Annotated in this window: 18 protein-coding genes; 5 read left to right on the top strand and 13 right to left on the bottom strand. The window is 61.3% G+C overall.

Translation table 11 applies throughout. The features are described 5' to 3' along the window. Position 1: 1 nt before the first annotated feature. The 6 genes from KF827_RS08645 to KF827_RS08620 all read right to left on the bottom strand — a co-directional run bounded on the left by KF827_RS08645 (position 2) and on the right by KF827_RS08620 (position 5,236). On the bottom strand, positions 2–2,263 hold the full coding sequence (locus tag KF827_RS08645) for a chemotaxis protein CheA (RefSeq protein ID WP_291003481.1): 2,262 nt from the start codon (positions 2,261–2,263) through the stop codon (positions 2–4). Positions 2,264–2,306: 43 nt separating this feature from the next. After that, positions 2,307–2,672 carry a response regulator gene (locus tag KF827_RS08640; RefSeq protein ID WP_291003478.1) on the bottom strand — a complete coding sequence of 122 codons (366 nt, stop codon included), beginning with the start codon at positions 2,670–2,672 and terminating at the stop codon, positions 2,307–2,309. Then, the gene (locus tag KF827_RS08635) at positions 2,669–2,986 is read right to left on the bottom strand and encodes an STAS domain-containing protein (protein WP_291003475.1); all 318 of its coding nucleotides are present in this window, start codon (positions 2,984–2,986) and stop codon (positions 2,669–2,671) included. Before KF827_RS08635 ends, KF827_RS08640 begins: the two co-directional genes overlap by 4 nt. Positions 2,987–3,239: 253 nt before the next feature. After that, positions 3,240–3,806: a hypothetical protein gene (locus KF827_RS08630; RefSeq protein WP_291003472.1), complete on the bottom strand. Its 567-nt coding sequence runs from the start codon at positions 3,804–3,806 to the stop codon at positions 3,240–3,242. A gap of 209 nt (positions 3,807–4,015) precedes the next feature. After that, positions 4,016–4,540, bottom strand: coding sequence for a hypothetical protein (locus KF827_RS08625; protein WP_291003469.1), 525 nt, complete (start codon positions 4,538–4,540; stop codon positions 4,016–4,018). A 78-nt stretch (positions 4,541–4,618) separates the two neighbouring features. Further along, a complete protein-coding gene (locus tag KF827_RS08620; RefSeq protein WP_291003465.1) occupies positions 4,619–5,236 on the bottom strand; it encodes a hypothetical protein in 618 nt (205 codons plus the stop codon). A 335-nt stretch (positions 5,237–5,571) separates the two neighbouring features. Here KF827_RS08620 and KF827_RS08615 point away from each other — a divergent pair, with 335 nt between their 5' ends. The 4 genes from KF827_RS08615 (at position 5,572) to KF827_RS08600 (ending at position 8,593) form a co-directional block, all read left to right on the top strand. Next, the gene (locus tag KF827_RS08615; RefSeq protein WP_291003462.1) at positions 5,572–6,759 is read left to right on the top strand and encodes a pentapeptide repeat-containing protein; all 1,188 of its coding nucleotides are present in this window, start codon (positions 5,572–5,574) and stop codon (positions 6,757–6,759) included. Positions 6,760–6,829: 70 nt separating this feature from the next. After that, complete coding sequence (locus tag KF827_RS08610) at positions 6,830–7,465, top strand: chemoreceptor glutamine deamidase CheD (RefSeq protein WP_291003459.1); 636 nt, start codon at positions 6,830–6,832, stop codon at positions 7,463–7,465. An 11-nt stretch (positions 7,466–7,476) separates the two neighbouring features. After that, the gene (locus tag KF827_RS08605; RefSeq protein ID WP_291003456.1) at positions 7,477–8,028 is read left to right on the top strand and encodes a response regulator; all 552 of its coding nucleotides are present in this window, start codon (positions 7,477–7,479) and stop codon (positions 8,026–8,028) included. 91 nt (positions 8,029–8,119) lie between these two features. Continuing rightward, the gene (locus KF827_RS08600) at positions 8,120–8,593 is read left to right on the top strand and encodes a DUF2794 domain-containing protein (RefSeq protein WP_291003453.1); all 474 of its coding nucleotides are present in this window, start codon (positions 8,120–8,122) and stop codon (positions 8,591–8,593) included. A gap of 73 nt (positions 8,594–8,666) precedes the next feature. Here KF827_RS08600 and KF827_RS08595 read toward each other — a convergent pair whose 3' ends face one another. The 7 genes from KF827_RS08595 to KF827_RS08565 form a co-directional block, all read right to left on the bottom strand. Continuing rightward, positions 8,667–9,176, bottom strand: a complete 510-nt coding sequence (locus KF827_RS08595) for a hypothetical protein (protein ID WP_291003450.1) — start codon at positions 9,174–9,176, stop codon at positions 8,667–8,669. A 103-nt stretch (positions 9,177–9,279) separates the two neighbouring features. Next, on the bottom strand, positions 9,280–9,792 hold the full coding sequence (locus KF827_RS08590; RefSeq protein WP_291003447.1) for a hypothetical protein: 513 nt from the start codon (positions 9,790–9,792) through the stop codon (positions 9,280–9,282). Between the two features lie 103 nt (positions 9,793–9,895). Continuing rightward, positions 9,896–10,408: a hypothetical protein gene (locus KF827_RS08585; protein ID WP_291003444.1), complete on the bottom strand. Its 513-nt coding sequence runs from the start codon at positions 10,406–10,408 to the stop codon at positions 9,896–9,898. 2 nt (positions 10,409–10,410) lie between these two features. Next, positions 10,411–11,247: a polymorphic toxin type 44 domain-containing protein gene (locus KF827_RS08580; protein WP_291003442.1), complete on the bottom strand. Its 837-nt coding sequence runs from the start codon at positions 11,245–11,247 to the stop codon at positions 10,411–10,413. 293 nt (positions 11,248–11,540) lie between these two features. Beyond that, a complete protein-coding gene (locus tag KF827_RS08575) occupies positions 11,541–12,857 on the bottom strand; it encodes a hypothetical protein (protein WP_291003439.1) in 1,317 nt (438 codons plus the stop codon). Between the two features lie 8 nt (positions 12,858–12,865). Next, positions 12,866–16,480, bottom strand: a complete 3,615-nt coding sequence (locus KF827_RS08570; RefSeq protein WP_291003436.1) for a hydantoinase B/oxoprolinase family protein — start codon at positions 16,478–16,480, stop codon at positions 12,866–12,868. A 57-nt stretch (positions 16,481–16,537) separates the two neighbouring features. Further along, positions 16,538–18,970, bottom strand: coding sequence for a DUF3772 domain-containing protein (locus KF827_RS08565; protein ID WP_291003434.1), 2,433 nt, complete (start codon positions 18,968–18,970; stop codon positions 16,538–16,540). A 210-nt stretch (positions 18,971–19,180) separates the two neighbouring features. Here KF827_RS08565 and KF827_RS08560 point away from each other — a divergent pair, with 210 nt between their 5' ends. After that, positions 19,181–20,656 (top strand): HAMP domain-containing sensor histidine kinase, encoded by a 1,476-nt coding sequence (locus KF827_RS08560; RefSeq protein WP_291003430.1) that lies wholly within the window; start codon positions 19,181–19,183, stop codon positions 20,654–20,656. Positions 20,657–20,726: the final 70 nt, after the last annotated feature.

The raw sequence follows: 20,726 nt of genomic DNA, 5'->3' as shown, positions 1-20,726 counted from the left end.
GTCACGAAGCCGCCAAGGCAATGCCGGGTTGGGCCTTGCCGCCCTGCAAGGCAATGGCTGCGGGGCGGTGGGTTTCGTGTTCGGCGATATATTTGATGCCGGCGACATCCAGGATCAAAGACACGCGGCCATTGCCCAGGATGGTGGCGGCGCCGACGCCGCGAATGGGATCGAAATTCTCTTCCAGGCTTTTGATAACCACCTGCTGCTGGCCGATGATCTCGTCCACCACCAGGCCCATCTTGCTGCCGTCTTCCATCTCCACGATGATGACCAGCGCCTTGGTGGGATCGTCGATGCCGCCGGGCACCTTGAAGATGCGGTGCAGATAGACCAGCGGCACATATTCGCCGCGAATGCGCAGCAACTGGCTGGCATTGGCCACCACGTTGATCTGATCGCCCTCGGGCCGCAGGCTTTCCACGATATTGGCCAGCGGCAGGATATAGCTCTGCACGCCCACCTTCAGCACCATGCCATCCAGCACGGCCAGCGTGAGCGGCAGGGTGAGGATGAACGACGAGCCATGGCCGGGGCGCGACTGGATGTGCACGCGGCCGCCCAGCGCCTGGATATTCTGCCGCACGACATCCATGCCCACGCCGCGGCCGGAAATGTTGGACACCTGATCGGCGGTGGAAAAGCCGGGCAGGAAGATCAGGTTGTCGATTTCCTCGTTGCTGAGAACGGCATCGGCCGACACCAGCTTTTTCTCGATCGCCTTTTTCATCACCTTTTCGCGGTTGATGCCACGGCCATCGTCGGAAATCTCGATCACGATGCGGCCGCCGCGCTGATCGGCGGAAACATGGATCAGGCCTTCCGCCGGCTTGCCCGCCGCCATGCGGTCTTCCGGGCTTTCGATGCCATGATCGGCGGAATTGCGGATCATATGGGTGAGCGGATCGCCAAGCTGTTCGATCACCGTCTTGTCGATCTCGGTATTCTCGCCGCTCATCTCCAGGCGGATTTTCTTGTTGGTCAGCGTGGCCAATTCGCGCACCAGGCGCGGCAGCCGGGCAAACACGCTCTTCACCGGCTGGGCGCGCATCGCCATCACGCTTTCCTGCAGATCGCGGATGTGATGCGACAATTCGGCAAGGCCGTTGGCCAATTCGGGATGCTGGTCGGCATGCAGATGCTCGGTCTGCTGGGCGATCATCGCATGGGTGATCACCAACTCGCCGACCATGTTCACCAGCTTGTCGACGCGGTCGAGATCGACACGGATCGAACGCACCGCCTTGGCCGCCTCGCCGCCAGCAGCACCGGCACCAGCAGGACCGGCACCAGCAGCACCGGCAGCTTGCGGTACAGCCTGCTGGGGGGCTGCCTGCTGCTGCATGGGCGCGGCAACGGGTGGAGATTTCGGCGCCGGATTGGCGGCGGCTGCCGGCTTGGGCGTTTCAATCGCCGGAGTAGCAGCGGGGGCAGCAGCGGGGGTCACAGCCGCCGGAGCCGCAGCAGCCTGAGCCGGCGGATTGAGACAGGTCACCTCCAGATCGCAATCGTCGGTAACGAATTCGAACACATCCCAGATCGCCTGTTCGCCACGATCGGTTTCGATCTCGAATTCCCAGCGGATATAGGCCGCTTCGGGTTTGAGTTGATCCAGCGGCGGAATCGTGGAGGCATCGGCCTTGGCCAGAAAGCCGCCGAGCTGGCGCAATTCGCGGATCAGGATCAGCGGTTCGTTGGCGCGCTGATACAACGCATCGCGCGGCGCGAATTTCACCAGATATTTCAGCAACGCCGCCTTGGGCGCTTCGGGTTCTGCCGCCGGCTCCGGCGGCGCCACGCTGGCGGCCTGGGCGGCAAGCTCGGCATCCAGGGCGGCCAGTTCATCATCGGCGGCATGGGGATCGGCATTCACGCCGATGGTGGCAGCCAGCGCAATCAGCGCCTTGCGGCCCTCTTCCTCATGCTGCAACGGCAATTCGCTATCGCTTTGAGCCGCGCGCACCAGATCGGACAGGATATCGGCGCAATGCAGCACCAGCGCCACCGAATCCGGCTCGGGCTGCAAACGGCCATCGCGCATCAGGTCCAGCACGGTTTCGAAGATATGCGCAAACGCCACCAGGCGGTCGAAACCGAAAGCGCCGGCACCGCCCTTGATCGAGTGGATGGCGCGGAACACGGCGTTGAGCGTGTTGCTGTCGCCCTCGCCATGCTGCAAAGCCATCAGATGGCCTTCCAGATCGCCAAGCAACTCCTCGCATTCCTGGAAGAAGGTCTGCTTGAACTGCTGAAGATCATCCATGGCGCGTATCCTCGGCTTTGGGCGGCCCCGCCCGGATTGCGGTTTAGGGGCTGACCTTGCGGATCACTTCCAACAGTTTGGCGGGGTCGAACGGCTTCACGATCCAGCCGGTGGCGCCGGCGGCTCGGCCTTCGGCCTTTTTGGCCTGGCTGCTTTCAGTGGTCAGGATCAAGACCGGTATGGCCTTGTTCTTCGGCTGCTTGCGCAGTTCCTTGATGAAGGTGATGCCATCCATCACCGGCATGTTGATGTCGGAAATGATGACATCCACATCATGCTTGTCGAGCAGATCAAGGCCTTCCTGGCCATTCTCACCCTGAATCACTTCGTAGCCGCCCTGCTTCAATGCGAATTGCAGCATCTGCAGCATGGTTTTGGAATCGTCTACGGTGAGAACCCGCTTGGTCATGTCTGCACCGGCCATTTCATGAGATATGAAAACAAGCCCAGGTCGTCGAATGCCGTCACGAAAGCATCGCTCGGCGATTTCAGCACGAAGGGAATGCCGTTCTGCTCCATATGCTGCAACGCGCCGATCAGCACCTGCACACAGGGCGTGGACAGGCGATCCACCGACGAGGCCTCGATCACGATCTTGCCGCCGCCCGCCGACAGCGCTTCCTGCACGCTGTTCAGCAACGGCTCCGCGGCACGGATATCCATCGTGGCCGCCAGCTTGAGCTGGGTGCCGTCTTCCACCTTGGCGATGCCGAATGGCTCCATGCAGCCGCCTCTACAATGCTTTCTGCCTTGCGCGCTCTCGTGGACAAAGCCATCGACGATATGCGCGCCTGACTCCCAGCTTTGCCACGCCGGACTATCCCTGCGGGCATCCAAGTTCTTGCGGTAGCCTAACCGAGGCCGCGCGCCCGGCAAAGGGGCATACACGTGATTTTGCGATAATCCGCCATGCAACAAAGTCGCAATGGCAATCGGGCAGCGTTACGGACGAGGCAGGGTTTACCGGCGCGACAGGTTAACGGCGGGGCGGAATATCCATGTCGTCCCGGGCGGTTCCAGCAGCCACGCCCCGGTGCACATCCTGGCCCACATCGCGGTTCATGGGGCCTGCAGATTGGCCCGTGGCCTGGGCGAAAATCGCCATCTGCATGGCCTCGTAACGCTGGCGCAGTTCCATGCGGGTGCCGCCGGCCAGTTGGAACATCAGGATGATCGCGCTTTCCAGATCGTCGGCGCAGCGCACCAGGCTGTCCAGATCGCCATCGGCCATTTCGGTCTGGCCCAGGCCGCGCACATAATCGACAATCGACAGTGAGCGGACCGCAAGTTGCCCCAGGCTCTGGCCATGGAAATCGGTTTCGGTGTTGAAGCAGGCGGCCAGGGCCGGTTTGCGGCCGGTGGAAAAGCCGGGACGACGATCCGTATCGGGACCGATTTCCTCGGCCTCGACATCGATCACGATATCATCGGCGCGGCCTGCATCCCCCGCAGCATCGCCAGCTTGTCCGGCGCGACCAGCACGAAAGCCCCCGCCCAAGCCCTTGGCGGTTTCGCTGGCCTCGATGATCCGGATATCCGCCACGCTGCTTCCCTGCGGCAATGCCGAGAACGCACCATTTGGGTATCAAACCCGCCCGATAACGCCGATTTTCACCAACGAATCGGGCCGAATCCCGATTCGCGAGCAGATTACGGGTGCCGAGTCGCAGGGTCAAGGTAGAACCGCTGCATGCTGTGGCTGGCCGGATCGGCCACCACTAAATTTAGAGTTTCGGTAAAGAATGAAGCGCGTTATTCCCGACCGCCGATGCGGGCGCCGGTTTTCAGCACCAGGGTTTCCAGGCCGCGCACCAATTCGCGCCCGATGGCGCCGCCATCGCCGGAAATCTTCTGGCTCAACACCACGAACAATGCATCGATATGCGGGCTCACCACTGCCGGGCTAACCTTCACATTCTCGGTGTTGATGCAATATTCCAGGTAATTGCTGAGGTAATGGGTGATCTCGGTGATCAGCGGAAAGCCGAAGCTGCCGCCCAGGCCCTTCATGTCCCAGCAAATCCGCAGCATGCGCTGCACATTCTCATCGGAATCCAGATTGGTGCTGCGCAATTCCTCATAGGCGCCGCGCAAACGGCCCAGATCCTTGTCGGCCCATTGCTCATACATCTTGGCGCCGAGCGTCTGGATCGCCGCCTCGGCTTCCTTGATGGTCTGCTTGTCAAAGCCGCCGTCGCCCACCTTCATCTTCAGGAAGTTGGGCGGATTGATAAACTGAGGACCGGACGGGTTCTCGCGGTCTTTGCCGTCGGACATGACTACCAAGCTTTCCATCAATGTAAGGTTGAACCCTAATGCACGCCCCGAGGTAACACAATACCCAGTGAGGGCAAGCTAGAACAACTCGACTTCATCATGCTTGCGGTCAACGGCTGCTATACTAGTCCTGCTTTGGCCGCGGTCCAGCAGGTAATGATGAAAATGCGCACGCACCTGTTCCAAGGTCTGGCCAGCCAGTAGCCCCTCGCCCCAGCCGATCGCCCGCTCGCTCAGCCGGGGCTCCCAGCCGCGCCCGGCATGTTCGCGGATCAGGTCGTCCACATAACGCAGTGCATTCACCACATGCTGCTGGCGCTGATTGGCCAGATCGTCGCCTTGCAGCAGGCCGATGATACCGGCCATGGCAGCCGATGTCTGGGGCAAGGAAGTCGATGGGGAAGCCGAAGGGGAATCCGATGGGGAAGCCGATAACGCGCTGCCAAGTTCCATCAGCTTATGCGTCACCGCTTGGGCATTGCGCGACTGCACCTGGCGCAGGTCTTCGATCTCTTCCTTGATGGCCAGCATCACCAGGGCAATGAAGTCGAGCAATTCGCGGCTGCGCTGCATATCTGCAGCGCCATGAGCCGCAACAACGGGAGCCGCAGCAGCCTTGCCGGCTTTGCGTGCAGCAGCTGCGGAAACCGCACCGCTATCCTTGGCTACACCAACCGGGTCCGGTTTACGTGCCACGCCATTCCCCTGATAAAATCTCTCTGAAGCATCTCCCGGATCATGTCTGCCGGAAGCTGGCCGCTGAAACAGGATGCATCACGGCCCGTCATATTTAGACATAAATCGTTGGAAATTGCATCTGTCGCGCTTCTTGCCACAGGTGTTAACGCCGTCACACCCACGCCGATATTACCAAAGAATGACTATGCCGCGCGCAAAACAGCCCTTATACCCATCTTTGACGGGACGTCAGAAAGTCGGTTTCGCCAGCGTTTCATGCTTCGGCTTCACGCCAAGCTTGCCAGCTGGGCCAGCTTTCCTCACGCTCCGGCTGTTAAGGATTGCGCCCCGGCATGGATCTCATCGACATCAAGGAAATGCTGCATCAACACCACCTTTGGCTGAAAGGCCTGCCGGGTGGGAAGGCTGCGGATTTTGCCGGCAAGGATCTCAGCGGCGCCGATCTTTCGAAGGCCGATCTGCGGCGCGCCAGCTTTCGCAATGCCAGCTTGCGCAATTGCCGGCTGGACGGCGCGCAGCTTATGCAAAGCAGTTTCTTCAAGGCCGATCTGGCAGGCGCCAGCCTGAATAATGCAGATCTCACGCGTGCCGATATGCGCGGCGCAACCCTTGAAAACACTGACTTTTCCGGCGCTGTGCTGGCCGGCGTGAATTTTCGCCGCGGCCTGGAAATCGGCGCCCAACCCACCGACAAAATTGCTCTGCTGCGCCAGAACATCACCGGCAGCAATTTCACCAAGGCCGATATGAGCGGCATAGATGCTCTGGGTGCGGATTTTACCGGCAGCAATCTCGCCGGCGCCAATCTGGAAAACTCCGCCTTGAGCGATTGCCAATTGGCCGGAGCCGATCTCAGCGGCGCCGATCTCAGCGGCGCAACTTTGGTGGGCGCCAATCTGATGGGCGCGGAGCTTTCCGGCGCCAAGCTAGCCGGCGCCACTTTACAAGGCGCCAATCTGACCGACGCCCATCTGCATGGCGTTGATCTGAATGATGTAGAGATTTTCGGCGCCAATCTCGCCATGGCCAACCTGGCCGCCGAAGCCGAACCGCCGCCCAAACCGCTGACCGCCGAGGAAATTGAGAACGCCTTGCAAGCGCATCGGCAATGGGTGCGCAACGGCCAGGGCGTGCCCGCCAACCTGCGCGGAGCCGATCTTTCAGGCATGGATTTTCGCGACCAGGATTTGTCGGGCATCCGCTTGCGCGGTGCAAATCTGCGTGATTGCCGCTTGGAGAATGCCGTCTTTCGATATGCCGATTTGTCTGGTGTGGATGCCAGGGATTGCCGCGCGCAAGGCGCCAAATTCCTCGGTTGCACCATGACGGGTATCGATTTCCGCTTTGCCGACCTCAGCCAGGCAGCCTTCGGCAGCGCAGAAGTGTTAACTGCACGCGGAGAGAGAACAGGCAGACGTTTGGCGTGTGATTTAAGTGGGGCACGGTTTGGCGGTGCACATCTAGAACATGTCGATTGGGGCGATGCCGGGTTGCAGGATGCAACCGGCCTCGACCCCTGATCCGCAAGCCGGCCTTGAACCCAGCCCCGCCCACGTACATGATGCAAGGATGAACAACCCTGGTGCCACAATGCAACGGACAAATGCCGGTGAAGGCGGTTTTGGCGTGGCGCCGATGAGCGAACGCCGCCGCTATTACGACCCGGTATTGAAGGTGCACGTTGTGCAGGTCTTCCAGGGCGATTTCTACGTCTCCACCCAGCCCGGCGAAATGCTGGCCACTGTGCTGGGTTCCTGCGTGGCGGCCTGTCTGCGCGATCCGGTGGCAGGACGCGGCGGAATGAACCACTTCCTGCTGCCCGACAAGGGCGGCGACAACAACCCAGACCTGCCATTCTCCGCCTCGCTGCGCTATGGCAGCTATTCGATGGAACAGCTGATCAACGGCCTGCTCTCGGTGGGCGCCCGGCGCGAGCGGCTCGAAGTGAAGATTTTCGGCGGCGCCAACGTATTGTCTGGCCTGCGCGGCATCGGGCATCAGAATGCCGATTTCATCGAACGCTACCTGAAGGCGGAGGGTATCCGCGTATTGGCTTCGGATCTGCGTGGCAACCTGCCGCGTAAGGTGCAGTTCTTTCCCGAAAGCGGGGTGGCGCGCGTCAAACAGATCGAGGATGCCAGCGCCAAGACCGTATTCCAGCGCGAAGCGACGAAGAAGATCACTGCCGTGCAGACTCAGGCCGGCAGCGTCGAGCTGTTCGATTAGGCAATCGCATCATGGCCTATAAGCTCAATAACGTTGCCTGTCTGGTGCTCGATAGCAACCAAAACCACATGCAGTTGATTAAGGAAGTGCTGCGCCCGCTCGGCGTCAACAAGGTTTCCGAAGCGCAGAATGCCAAGGATGCATTGGCCTTTCTGGAAAACAATGTGATCGACATATTGTTCACCGAATGGCACATGGATGGCGACATGGACGGCATCGCCTTCGTGGAATGGGTGCGCAAGAATCCCGCCTCCAAGAATGTGTTCGTGCCGATCATCATGGCGACGGCGCAATCGGAAGAGTGGAAGGTGATCAAGTCGCGCGATGCCGGCGTCACCGAATTCCTGGTCAAGCCGTTCTCTGCCACCACCATGGCGCGGCGCATCACTACGGTGATCGAAAATCCACGCACCTTCGTGCGCACCGAAGAATTCTTCGGCCCCGACCGCCGCCGGCACAGAGCCTTCAACTACACCGGCACAGAGCGCCGCAAGGACATGCTGGCCAAGGGCGAGCAGGTGATGGACGACAGCTCGGTGGAAGCCCTGCTCAAGGAACTCTGAGACACTGCGCTACGGCCGCTTGCGGCTTGACTAAGCCGCCCGGCGGGACCAAGCTTGTCATAATTAGGGCAAGCGAGGTGTGTCGCCGGGTATGAGCGAGGTTGTCGCCATCGACGAATACCGCAGGCCTGGTTCCGCTCATGCTGATCCGGCCCGCTCCGGTCCGGCTGGCAAGCAGGGCCAGGCGCAGGCAGCCGTGGTTGCTCATACCGTTATTGCAGCGCATACCATTATTGCGCATAGCAACAACCCGCAATCCAACCCAGACAAGCAGGTATTTTTCGACCGCTATGAATTCGCGGTCATCCTCAATCTGTATTCCCGCATGGTGGGGCGCGGCGAATGGCGCGATTACGCCATCGGGCATGACCGCGAAAGCTGCAGCTTCGCGGTGTTTCGCCGCACCGCCGACGGCGCGCTGTTTCGCATCGTGAAAACGCCCAAGCTGGCCCGCAAGCAGGGCGCATTCGCCATCCTAGGCCAGGGCGGCCGCATCCTGCGCCGCGGCCGCGATCTGAAAATCATGCTGCGCTATTTCGAGCCCAAGCGCGACGCGCTGGCGTAAAGCGCCGGCACGCCAGAAACCCATACCAGAGATAACGCAGGATTCTTAAGGTCAGTTCCATGGTTCAGCGGCTTCACGTCTTGATGCGGCAGAGCAGCCAATACGGCGCTTCCAGAACCTTGCATTGCGAAGGGTCGATATAGTCCGACGTATCGGCTCCGGGCTCGATGTAATAAAGCTTGACGATATGCTCACCGCGATAACCGGAGAGACTGTATTGCAATTGGAAAACCACTGCTTCCAAAGCGCCCCGGCTCATACCGATCGTCAATATCGCTAAAATTTCTGTGTCCTTCATATAAGACTGCATTTCCAGGAAGAGGCTTTCTCCTTCCGGCGTTGCCCGTCTCTTTAGTGCACGAAGATAATCTGATCCGTTCCAGAATTCATACACATCACCGGCTCGTATTTTTTCCACCAAGGCCTGCAATTCCGTGCGATGCGCCGTAAAGAAAGCCTCCGGATCATCGACGCCTCGCTGCACACCGATGGCATAGAGCCAGCCGATGCATAGCGCAATAAATGCCAAAAACGACAGAAAGCCGTACCAGAGATAACGGAAGATTCGTAAAGTCAGTTCCATGGCTATTGCGCGGCCTTCCGCCGGGTGTTTTCGTAATGCTGCCAGCCGGCCATGATGTCCTTGGAATCGCCAGGATTGTCGCCTCGAATGCCTCGCTTCAACGTCATGCAGGCCGCCAGCAAAGCCGCCAGGATGGTGCTTCCAGGATGCGGCAGCTTTCGTTCTCGAAAGGCGTGGAATATTCCAGGTCCGGCGGCGTGTAGCTGATAGCGTAGAGGATTTCACGCCCGCTAGTCCGGTCAATCAGAACCGTGAAAATCACCTTGCGCAGCTGCAACCGAGCGGGCTTCTCACGCAGGGCGGCAATCGACAGCACATCATGCTTATCCAGAAAGCCCTGCAGTTTCTTGTAAAGCGCCTCATCCGTCTCCAACACATAGTGCTTGTCCGCGCGCTGGTAGGGTGTCGATACCCACACCCCCGATATGCCGCTATTGGAGAGGTCTTGCACCACCTGCTCCAATGCCTGCCGCTGCGCGTGGAAAAAACCCTCCGGATCAGCAACGCCTTGTTTTTCGCAACTCTTCAACAGCAAAAACACGCCGAGCACACAAAGCGCCACCAGACCCAAAAAACCATACCAGAGATAGCGCAGGATTTTTAAGGCAAGCTCCATGGCTATTGCGCTGCCTTCCGCCGGGTGTTTTCGTAATGCAGCCAGCCCTCCATGATATCCTTGGAATCGCCAGGATTGTCGCCTCGAATGCCTCGCTTCAACGTCATGCAGGCCGCCAGCAGAGCCGCCAGGATGGTGCTTCCAGGATGCGGCAGGTTTCGTCCTCGAACAGCGCGGAATAGTCCCGGCCGGGTGGTGTGTAGTTGATGTCGTAGATAATTGCCCGGCCGCTGGTCCGATCGATCAGAACCGTGAAAGAAACTTCGCGAAGTTGCAAAGACAAAGACTTTTCACGCAACACCCCAATGGTCAGCATGTCATGCTTATCGAGAAAACCCTGCAATTGCTGGTAAAGGGCGTCATCTGATTCCAATACATAATCCTTGTCTGCGTCGCGATAAGGCGTCGAAACCCGCACCTCGGATATGCCGCTGCTGGAAAGCTCTTGCACCGCCTGCTCTAGTTCAGCCCGCTGCGCGTGGAAAAAACCTTCCGGATCGGCAACCCCTTGTTTTTCGCAACTCTTCAACAGCAAAAACACGCCGAGCACACAAAGCGCCACCAGACCCAAAAAGCCATACCAAAGATAGCGCAGGATTTTTAAGGCAAGCTCCATGGCTATTGCGTGGCCTTCCGCCGGGTGTTTTCGTAATGCAGCCAGCCCTCCATGATATCCTTGGAATCGCCAGGATTGTCGCCCCAGGTGAACCCGTTATCAGTGAAGAACTGGGCGGATTGCGTCTTGGAGAGGCCATAGCCAGCCCCGGCTATGGCTTCCGATTTGCTGCCGCCTCCCTGATCGAAGGCCTGATAAAGCCCGGCACCGGATAGAGTCCGCCCCAAGCCGAAACCGAAGGCATTCGCCATATAGCCGAAATGAAAATTGCCGAAACGCTGTAAGTCATCACGGGAAACACCATTGGCCTCGGCTGCATCTTTTACCTTTTGCACATTCTTGTAATCCCAGGGGCCCCTGGTGGGGATCGCTTCCAAAAATTCCCGCAACGACATTTTTTCCGCCTTATCGGCATTGGCATCGATATCGATTCCAGCCGCTGCCATCAGCTTGCGATAGGGCTCTGGCAGATTAGCATGCGGATCGCTTTTCCGTGTGCCGGTGGAATCTGCCCCATCACCCGGCCCATTACCCGGTGCCGAGCGGGTATGCTGGGCCACCTGCACGGTTTCGCCATCGCGGCTTTGCGTATAGGCCCGCACCCGCACTTCGCCGTCGCCTGAAGCGCTGTTGAGGGAAGCGCTGTCAGCGGAGACATTCTGGAACGGCACCACATTGCCCTTGCCATCAAAGGCCAGATCGTTGCGCGGTTCGCCGCGCCGCTGCCGGCCCGTGGCATCGCGGCCAAGATCGGGATAGAGCGCCTGGAAGCCGCGTTCGATCTGACGCTGAAAAGCCGGGTCGCGCTTGGTCGGATGCCAATAGCGTTTGTCCTTCATCAGATTTTCGAGAAGGACCGGCGTGATGGGCGTTAAACCCTTGGGAAAATCGGAAACAGCCGGGAGGCTATCGCGCCGCCCGGTTTTCGGCAGCGATCGGGATTCTGGCTGAGGGAGGCTGGACATGGCTTATCCTTGGCATTCTTATCAATATAGGAACATATATCATACATATAAAGATCAAATCAATCAGAAATACACTTATTGCGCGCCTTTGCGGCGAAAATACGACGAATGACGGAAATTTTCCAATGAGTGCCGCCGCTTGCTGGCCTGCCAAGAACCGGCAACAGCTACTCTGCCGTCTGCTTGTACTCTGCCGCCCGCTTGGCATCCTCAGGCTTGCCGAAGCCGTAGAGTTGCCGCTGCTGCAGCAGGTCAAAGAACCGCCAGGCCACAACAGCGTCGGGCTGCATATGGGCCAGCAAAGCGACATCGCGCGCCCCGGCCCGTAAAGCCACTGCGTTATGGGCCACCAAATCACGCAGCCTCACATATGAACGACCGAAGCCGAACTGCAAACAGACGAGGCAAAGCGCGATTGCCAAAAGCCCGCCCTGAAACCCGCGCAGAATTGCCGGCCGGGTGATCCAGGGCATGCGCAGCAGCAGCAGGACCAGTCCTGCATAGAGAAAGGCCGTCAACAATCCGTAGCGTCCTGCCGTGGCAATCTCCGCGCCGAACCCCGCACCGACGCGTCCGACCGCAACCATGAACAGCGAGCCGAAGCCGAAAAGCAGCAAACAGAATGCCAGGCGGCCAAGCGAATCCAGCCGGAAGCGATTGCGTATCGCCCAGACGATGCCGGCGAGGCTGGCCAGGAGCAGCAGCAGGCCGATGCCATGGCCAAGTACCGGCAGCCATATCGTCAAAGGCGCGCCGGCCATGCGCAGCATGAAATGCGCCACGGTCCATGCATTGAAATCATGCAGCCCGTCTCCCGCGGAAGAACCGGCAAGATAAAATCCCGCCGCCGCCGCACCGGACAGGGCTATCGGCAGCATCCAGGCAAAGCGCTGCTTCCATTCCTCCGCCTGCATCCAGGCCACCGATGCCAGCACTAAAAACAACAGGATGCCATTGGCCAGGCATAGGCTGGCCGCCAAAGCAAACAAGCTGGCAAGAATGAAGGATCGTCCGTGGCTCGCACAGATCAGGGAGGCGACGGAAAAAACGGCCATCATCTCGTAATTATAGCCATTGGGGATCGCTATGGTTTCAAGCAGGAAGCCTTGAAACAACAGCAGCGCCAAGGCGGCAATCGCCATGCCGCGCAAAGACGGCGCAATATCGCGAACCCGCCATACCGCCCAGGCAAGCATAAAGAATACGGCGCCGCGCGCCAGCAATGCAAAGCTCGCAAGGCCTATCGTTGCGCCATCGAACAGCCATACATCCAGCGCCAGCACCAATCTGGGCAAAAGAATAGCGTGGCTGTTATGCAGCGGCAGCAGCCAGGCCATGCTCAAGCCAAGCGCGTCATAGCTCAACAACATGCCCATGAGATCGTGAACCGGCAACGGCAATACTTCGCCGACTGCCAACGCCATGAAACTTACGGCCTGAATGAAAGCCAATCCGCCAATGCCCCAAAGCGGCCAGCGCGCCATGGCGGCAATCACTCGCCGAAGCCGCCGCCCGAGGGGGTGGAGATCACGAATACATCGCCCGGCGCCATCGGCGTCGAGCAGCGGCCTTCCATCTCGTCTCGGGTTCCGCTGGCACGCTCCACCCATTGCCGGCCGGTTTCGCCATTGCCGCCGCCTTCCAGGCCGAAGGGCGGCACCAGGCGATGCGAGGAAAGCAGCGTCGCCACCATCGGCTCCAGGAAGCGCATGCGGCGGATGGTGCCGTCGCCGCCCTTATGCCGGCCCTTGCCGCCCGAGCCGCGCCGGATGCGGAAGCTTTCCAGCAGCACCGGAAAGCGGAATTCCAACACCTCGGGATCGGTGAGCCGCGCATTGGTCATATGGGTATGCACGGCATCGCAGCCATCGAAATCCGGCCCGGCACCGCTGCCGCCGCAGATGGTTTCGTAATACTGGTAGGTGTTGTTGCCGAAAGTGAAGTTGTTCATCGTGCCTTGCGCCGCCGCCATCACGCCCAGTGCGCCGAACACCGTATCGGTGATGCATTGGCTGGTTTCCACATTGCCGGCCACCGTGGCCGCCGGATATTGCGGGTCTAGCATCGAGCCCGACGGGATCACGATCTCCAGCGGCTTCAAACAGCCGCCATTGAGCGGGATATCGCTATCCACCAGGCAACGGAAGGCATAAAGCACGGCGGCCACGCAGACCGCCTTGGGGGCGTTGTAATTCGTCGGGTGCTGGCCTGATGTGCCGGTGAAGTCGATCTTCGCCGTGCGCGCTGCGTGGTTGACGGTCACCGTCACCTTGATCTGGAAGCCATCGTCCATCGGATAGGTGAAGCTGCCGTCTTTCAGCCGCGTAATCACCCGGCGCACGGATTCTTCCGCATTGTCCTGCACATGGCCCATATAGGCGCGCACCACATCGAGGCCGAACTGGTCCACCATGTTGCGCAATTCCTGCGCGCCCTTTTCGCAAGAGGCGATCTGCGCCTTCAGGTCGGCGATATTCTGCGCCGGATTGCGGGCCGGATATTGGCCGGATTTCAACACCGCCACGGTTTCGCTTTCCAAGAAACGCCCGCCATCCACCAGCAGCACATTATCCAGCAGCACGCCTTCATCCGACACCGTGCGGCTATCGGGCGGCATCGAGCCCGGCGTGGTGCCGCCGATATCGGCATGATGGCCCCGGCTGCCGACATAGAACAGCACGTCTTTGCCGGCGCGGTCGAAAACCGGCGTGATGACGGTGACATCCGGCAGATGCGTGCCGCCGGCATAAGGCGCGTTCAGCATGAACACATCGCCCGGCTTCATCTGCCCGGCGCGGCGGGTGATCACGGTCTTGATGCTCTCCGACATCGAACCCAGATGCACCGGCATATGCGGCGCATTGGCGATCAACTCCCCTTCCAGATCGAAGATGGCGCAGGAAAAATCCAGCCGCTCCTTGATATTCACCGAATAGGCGGTCTTCTCCAGCACGCTGCCCATCTGCTCGGCGATAGACATGAACAGGTTGTTGAAGATTTCCAGCATCACCGGATCGACTGTGGTGCCGATGGCACGCCGCGCCGGCAAAGCTACCACGCGCTTGAGCACCAGGTCGCGCCGCTCGGTGAGCGTGGCGCGCCAGCCCGGCTCGACGACGATGGTGGAGGTGCTTTCGGTCACGATGGCCGGCCCCATGATGCTTTCGCCGGGGCGCAATTCTTCGCGGTCATAGACCGGCGTATCGTGCCAGGCGCTGGCCATATAGGCGCGGCGCTTCGCGCGGGCCGGAATCGCCTCCGGTTTGCGCGGATCGGCGATGGCCTCGACATTATCCGGCGCGCGCTCGCCCTCGCCCACCGCCTCCACGGCGATGGAGGCAACGATCAATTGTTTTTCCGGGCTGATGAAGCCGAAGCGCTGGCGATGCGCCGCTTCGAAAGCCGCTTTCAGCGCCGCCATATCGCCGAAATCGACAACCAGCGCAGAATCCGAACCGCCATAGCGCAGATGCAGCTTGCGCAGCAGGGTTATCTTCTCCGCCATCACGCCCTGCGCCAGCATTTCGGCATGGGCTTCGGTTGCCAGCTTGTCCAATGCTGCCGACAATTCCGGCAACGCCTCGACCAGCAATTCGCGCTCGGCGCTCTGCTCCTTCAGCACGCGCATATCGGCCAGGCCCATGCCATAAGCCGACAGCACGCCGGCCAGCGGATGCAGCAGCACCTCGGTCATGCCCAGGGCATCGGCCACCAGGCAGGCATGCTGACCGCCCGCGCCGCCGAAACTGGCGAGAACATACTTGGTCACATCATAGCCGCGCGCCACGGAAATCTTCTTGATCGCGTTGGCCATGTTTTCCACCGCGATGGCGAGGAAGCCTTCGGCCATTTCCTCCACGCTGCGGCCATCGTTCACTTCGGCGCTCAACGCGGCGAATTTCTTGCGCACCACCTCGGCATCCAGCGGCAGATCGCCATTGGGACCGAACACGGCGGGGAAGAAATCCGGCTGCAACTTGCCCAGCAGCACGTTGCAATCGGTGACCGCCAGCGGGCCGCCGCGGCGATAGCAGGCCGGGCCGGGATTGGCACCCGCAGAATCCGGCCCCACCCGATAGCGCGCGCCATCGTAATGCAGAATCGAGCCGCCGCCGGCCGCCACGGTGTTGATCGACATCATCGGCGCCCGCATGCGCACGCCGGCCACCATGGTCTCAAACGCGCGTTCGTATTCGCCGCTGTAATGGCTCACATCGGTGGAGGTGCCGCCCATGTCGAAGCCGATCACCCGGCCGAAGCCTGCGCGCGTCGAGGTCTGCACCAGGCCCACCACGCCGCCGGCCGGGCCGGATAAAATACTGTCCTTGCCCTGGAAGAAATCCGCATCGGCCAGGCCGCCATTGGATTGCATGAACATCAGCCGCGTGCCGGCGCGGCGCGCATCCAGTTCGTCGGCCACCTGGTTCACATAACGGCGCAGGATCGGCGACACATAGGCATCCACCACCGTGGTGTCGCCCCGGCTGACGAATTTGATCAGCGGGCTGACCTGATGGCTCACCGATATTTGCGTGAAACCGATCTCGCGCGCGATCTCGGCCACACGCGCCTCATGGGCCGGATAGCGATAGCCATGCATGAACAGGATGGCGCAGGCACGGATGCCGTCGTTGAAAGCCTGCTGCAATTCGGCGCGCGCGGCGGCCTCGTCCAGCGGGGTTTCGATGCTGCCATCCACGCGCACGCGCTCGGGCAATTCCGCCACGCGCTCATAGAGCATTTCCGGCAGCTGGATATGCAGCGCAAACAGCTTGGGCCGGGTCTGATAGCCGATGCGCAATTGATCGGCGAAACCCTGGCTCACCAGCAGCAGCACGCGGTCGCCCTTGCGCTCAAGCAGTGCATTGGTGGCAACCGTCGTGCCCATCTTCACGGCGGCGATGCGGTTTTCCGGCAGCGCTTCTCCGGGCTTCACGCCCAGCAGGTCGCGGATGCCCTGCACGGCGGCATCCTTGTAGCGCTCAGGATTTTCCGACAGCAGCTTGTGGGTGACGATGGAGCCATCGGGCCGGCGGCCGACGATATCGGTGAACGTGCCGCCGCGGTCGATCCAGAATTCCCACCGACCCTGCATGCTGCTGTTCATCGTAAAATCCCCTGCAAGCGAACTCATTTGTATACTGTCGAATGATCCAGGCGCGCGTCAAGCGTCGCTGCTGTCGTCCCGGGCCTTGCCGTCGCCGGGTTTGCCGCTTCCGCCGGGCAGCAATTGCTTCAGCATCTGTTCGATGCGGTCGAGATCCACCAGATGCACGTCGCTCTGGGCATAGGGGATGCCGATATTCTCGCGCTGGCAGGTCTTGTAGATTTCCTTACGCACCGCACTCTCCACGATGGCGCGGCGCTCCACATTGGCGATATGCCCACGCACGGCGAATTGCAGTGCATTGTCGCCGAAACTGCGGAAGGTCACGCCCGGCGGCGGATAAGCCAGGATTTCCGGATGGTTTTTCACGCAATCCAGCAGCATCGCCTCGGCCTTGTCGATATCGATACCATAAGACAGGCCGATATCGATATCGATGCGGCCGAAGCGGTCGCGATGCGTCCAGTTCATCACCGAGCTGGAAATCAGTTCGGAATTCGGGATGATCACCGAGGCGCGCGGAAAGGTTTCCAGCTCGGTGGAGCGCACGTTGATGCGCCGCACATAACCTTCGCGGTTGCCAACCACCACCCAGTCGCCGACTTTCACCGGCCGCTCGATCAGCAGGATCAGGCCAGACACGAAATTGTTGACGATATTCTGCAAGCCGAAACCGATACCCACCGACAGCGCGCCGGCGATGATGGCCAGGTTGGACAGATCCAGCCCCAGCACCGCCACGCCCAGGATGCCGGATATCACATAGCCGATATAGGCCACGCCGGTGACCACCGAATTGCGCACGCCGGGATCGATCTGGGTCTGGCGCTCCAGGCGTATATTCAGGCCGTTGCTGATGAAGCGGGTAAGCGCCACGCCCACCCCCAGCAGCAGAATGGCGGCCACGATATCCAGCAGCGAAATCGTTACCGAGCCGACCTTCACGCCATAGATCAGATCCAGCGCCACGCTGCCCAGCGTGGCCGGGCTGAGGCCCCAGATCAGCGCCAGCACGGTGACGAAGATCAGCAGCAAGACCAGATCCACCATCAAACCGCAGACGAACCGCGCGGTGGAGCCCACATGCTTGGACGTGGTGGATTGCTCCACCTCCTCGGATTCGTCGTCGGCTGCGCTTTCAGGGTCGCGCAAAGCCTCGCGCAGACCCTGGCGCACCAGCAAGTAGGTGGCAATCGTCAGCAAGGTCAACAACAGCCCGCTGGCGAGAAACCGCGCGAAGCTGTGGAAACCCAGCAACGCCGCCAGGGTGGCCAGCGCCGAAGCCGCCAGGGCCAGACCCCAGGCAATGCCGAGCCGCCGCCGATCTCCGGCGGTTTCAGCCCAGATGCGGCGCTGCGACACCGCCAGGGCGAAGCCGCAGAAATATAGCGTGAGCAATACAAAGATGGCATCGCGGGCGCCGGATGCGGCATTCGGCCCAGTCAACATCACAACCGGCGGCGCGCCCAGCACGGCCAGCAGGGCAAAGCCATAAAGCCGACGAAACAGCATGCCGCGTTCGGCAGCGCCCAACTTGATCAATGCCCAGCCCGGCGCCTGCGGCGCCAATGCCGCGCGCGCCACGCCCAGGCTAAGCAAAGCCAGGCTGATGCCGAAGCCCAGATGCGCCACAACGGCGCCGAATATCTCGCGCTCCAGCCAGCCATTGGCATTCAGCACGCCATAGGCCGCCCATAGCGCAGCCGCCGGCACAGCGGCCATATGCAGCCATTGCAACAGGGCCGCCACGCTGCGATGGGTGAGCAACGGGCCGGGCAAAGCGAAATCCACGCCATGGCGGCGACGCAGCAGGTTGAGCGGAATCCACAACAGCAGCACGGTGCCGGCCGCCAGCAAGGCCTGCAACAGCGATGGCAGGCCGGGCAGGTTTTCCGGCTGCATCAGGCCCTGCAGCGATTCATCCCAGGTGGCCGGAATATCGGCGGAGGCCTGGCCCCAGAATGTGGCGCCCAGCAAGGCCGGTCCGCGATAGACCAGTTGCCGGGTGAATTGCTGCCGGCCTTCCGAGGCCACGCGGTCTTGCAACGCCAGCAGGCGGGCCATCGCCAGGTCTATCTCTTTCAAGCCATCGGTGGCGCGCTGGGTGCGGGCGTTCAACTGCCGGCGGGTTTCGGTCACGCTCGGGCTTTCGCGCGTGCCGGCGGCCGGCGGCGGGCCCAGGGCATCCAGCAGGGTTTGCGCTTCCTGCGCCTCGGCGCGCTGGGCGGTGCGGGTCTGGGTGGCTGCTTCGCGCAAGCGCTCGCCCATAAGGCGCAACGCGTTGAAATCGGCATCGGTGAGGCGCGGATCGGCCAGCCGGCGTTCGATGCGATCGAGATCGGCGCTGATCGACGAAGCCGTGGCCAGGGGCTTGGCGGCGGCCTGCGACGCCGGGCTGGAGGCCGCAACCTGGGCCGAAGCGGCAGACATGCCATGCGGCGAAGCATGGGCCAGCAGGGCCGCGAACAACACCAGAAACAATGAAGGCATGCGCATTCCCGCCATTAAAATCCGCCCGTACCGGCACGTACCGAAATACCACAGGCCAGCATTCGCTCAGGCATGCTGGCCTGGGCATGCTTGCCTGGGCTGGCTTGCCTGGACTGGCCATAACGGCGGCAGTTTAGAGTAAAATGCGGCAAAATCGAGACGCCCCCCGCATCTTCCGAGACCGGATTTTTCAGTTTATTTTACAGCCAGATGGACGATACGACGCTACCGCCCAGCACGCTTTCCACCCAGCCGGCCACGACCGCAGCGGCACCCCCTGCCCATGTGGCCGCGCCGGGCGGCAGCCTGTCGCGCCGGCTGCTGCTGCTCACCGTGATCTTCGTGATGCTGGCGGAAGTGATGATCTACCTGCCATCGGTATCGCGCTTCCGCATGGAATATTTCCAGGCCCGTATCGAACTGGCCAATCTGGCCATCCTGGCGCTGGTGGCCGCCCCCGATGCCATGGTGAGCGAGGAACTGGAAGACGACCTGCTGCGCGGCGTGGGCGCCCGTGTGGTGGCGCAACGCCATGCCGATAGCCGCGCCCTGATCCTTACCGACCGCCAGCCGCTATCGGCGGCGATGGACAGTTTCAACCTCAACGACTGGCATTGGTGGACCGCCATCATGGATGCCGTCGCCACCGTGAGCGGCAATGTACAGCCCTTCATCCGCGTTATCGGCTCGCCCCCCAACAATCCGGATAATGTGATCGAAGTGGTGCTGCCCACCGCGCCGCTGGTGCAGGAGGCGCGCGCCTTTTCGGTGCGCATCTTCTGGCTGTCGCTGGTGATCTCGGGCTTCACGGCTTCGCTGGTCTATCTCAGCCTGCGCTGGCTGCTGGTGCGGCCGATGCAGCGGCTGACCCGTTCCATCGTGGGCTTTCGTGCCGCACCCGAGGATGTGCGCCAGATCATCACGGTGAGCGGCCGCAGCGACGAACTCGGCCTGGCCGAGCGCGAATTGCGCAGCATGCAGCACGATCTGCGCCAGGCACTGACCCAGCGCGGCCGCCTGGCCCAGCTTGGCGTGGCGGTGAGCAAGATCAGCCACGATCTGCGCAACATGCTGGCCTCGGCGCAATTGGTATCCGACCGCCTGGCGGCTTCCGACGACCCCACCGTGCGCCAGACCGTGCCGCGCCTGGTGGACAGCCTGGATCGCGCCATCGCGCTTTGCGCCCAGACCCTGCGCTACGGCAAGGCCGAGGAACGCCCGCCCCAGCCCGAGCCGGTGGCGCTTTACCGCCTGATCGAGGATGTGGCCGCCGCCATGGCGCTGCATGACCGCAACGACATCGCCTGGAAAAACCGCGTGCCGCCAGGCCTGCTGGTGCATGCCGATCCGGATCAGCTTTACCGCGTGATGATGAACCTGCTGCGCAATGCCGTGCAGGCCATGCCGCCCACGGCATCCACGGGCGGCGAAATCCGCATCAATGCCGCCGAGTTGGAAAACCAGGTGGCCATCGAAATCGCCGATACCGGCACCGGCCTGAGCGAGGCGGCGCGCCTGCATCTGTTCGAACCCTTCCGTGGCGGCGCGCGCGAAGGCGGCACCGGCCTGGGCCTAGCCATCGCGCGCGAACTGATCCGCGGCCATGGCGGCGAGCTGGAACTGGCCCGCACCGGCCCGCTGGGCACCACGTTCCGCATTCTGCTGGCGCAACCCGACAAGAATTGATCGGCGCAGAGGGATTAAGGGTTTTTTAACCCTGTTCCTTAACCGCCATTTCAGATTCATGGCTCTATAA

This window comes from Ferrovibrio sp. (assembly GCF_019636075.1).
Taxonomy (GTDB): Bacteria; Pseudomonadota; Alphaproteobacteria; order Ferrovibrionales; family Ferrovibrionaceae; genus Ferrovibrio.
Note: the sequence above shows the minus strand (reverse complement) of the source record. Positions and strands in the feature narration are given on the sequence as shown.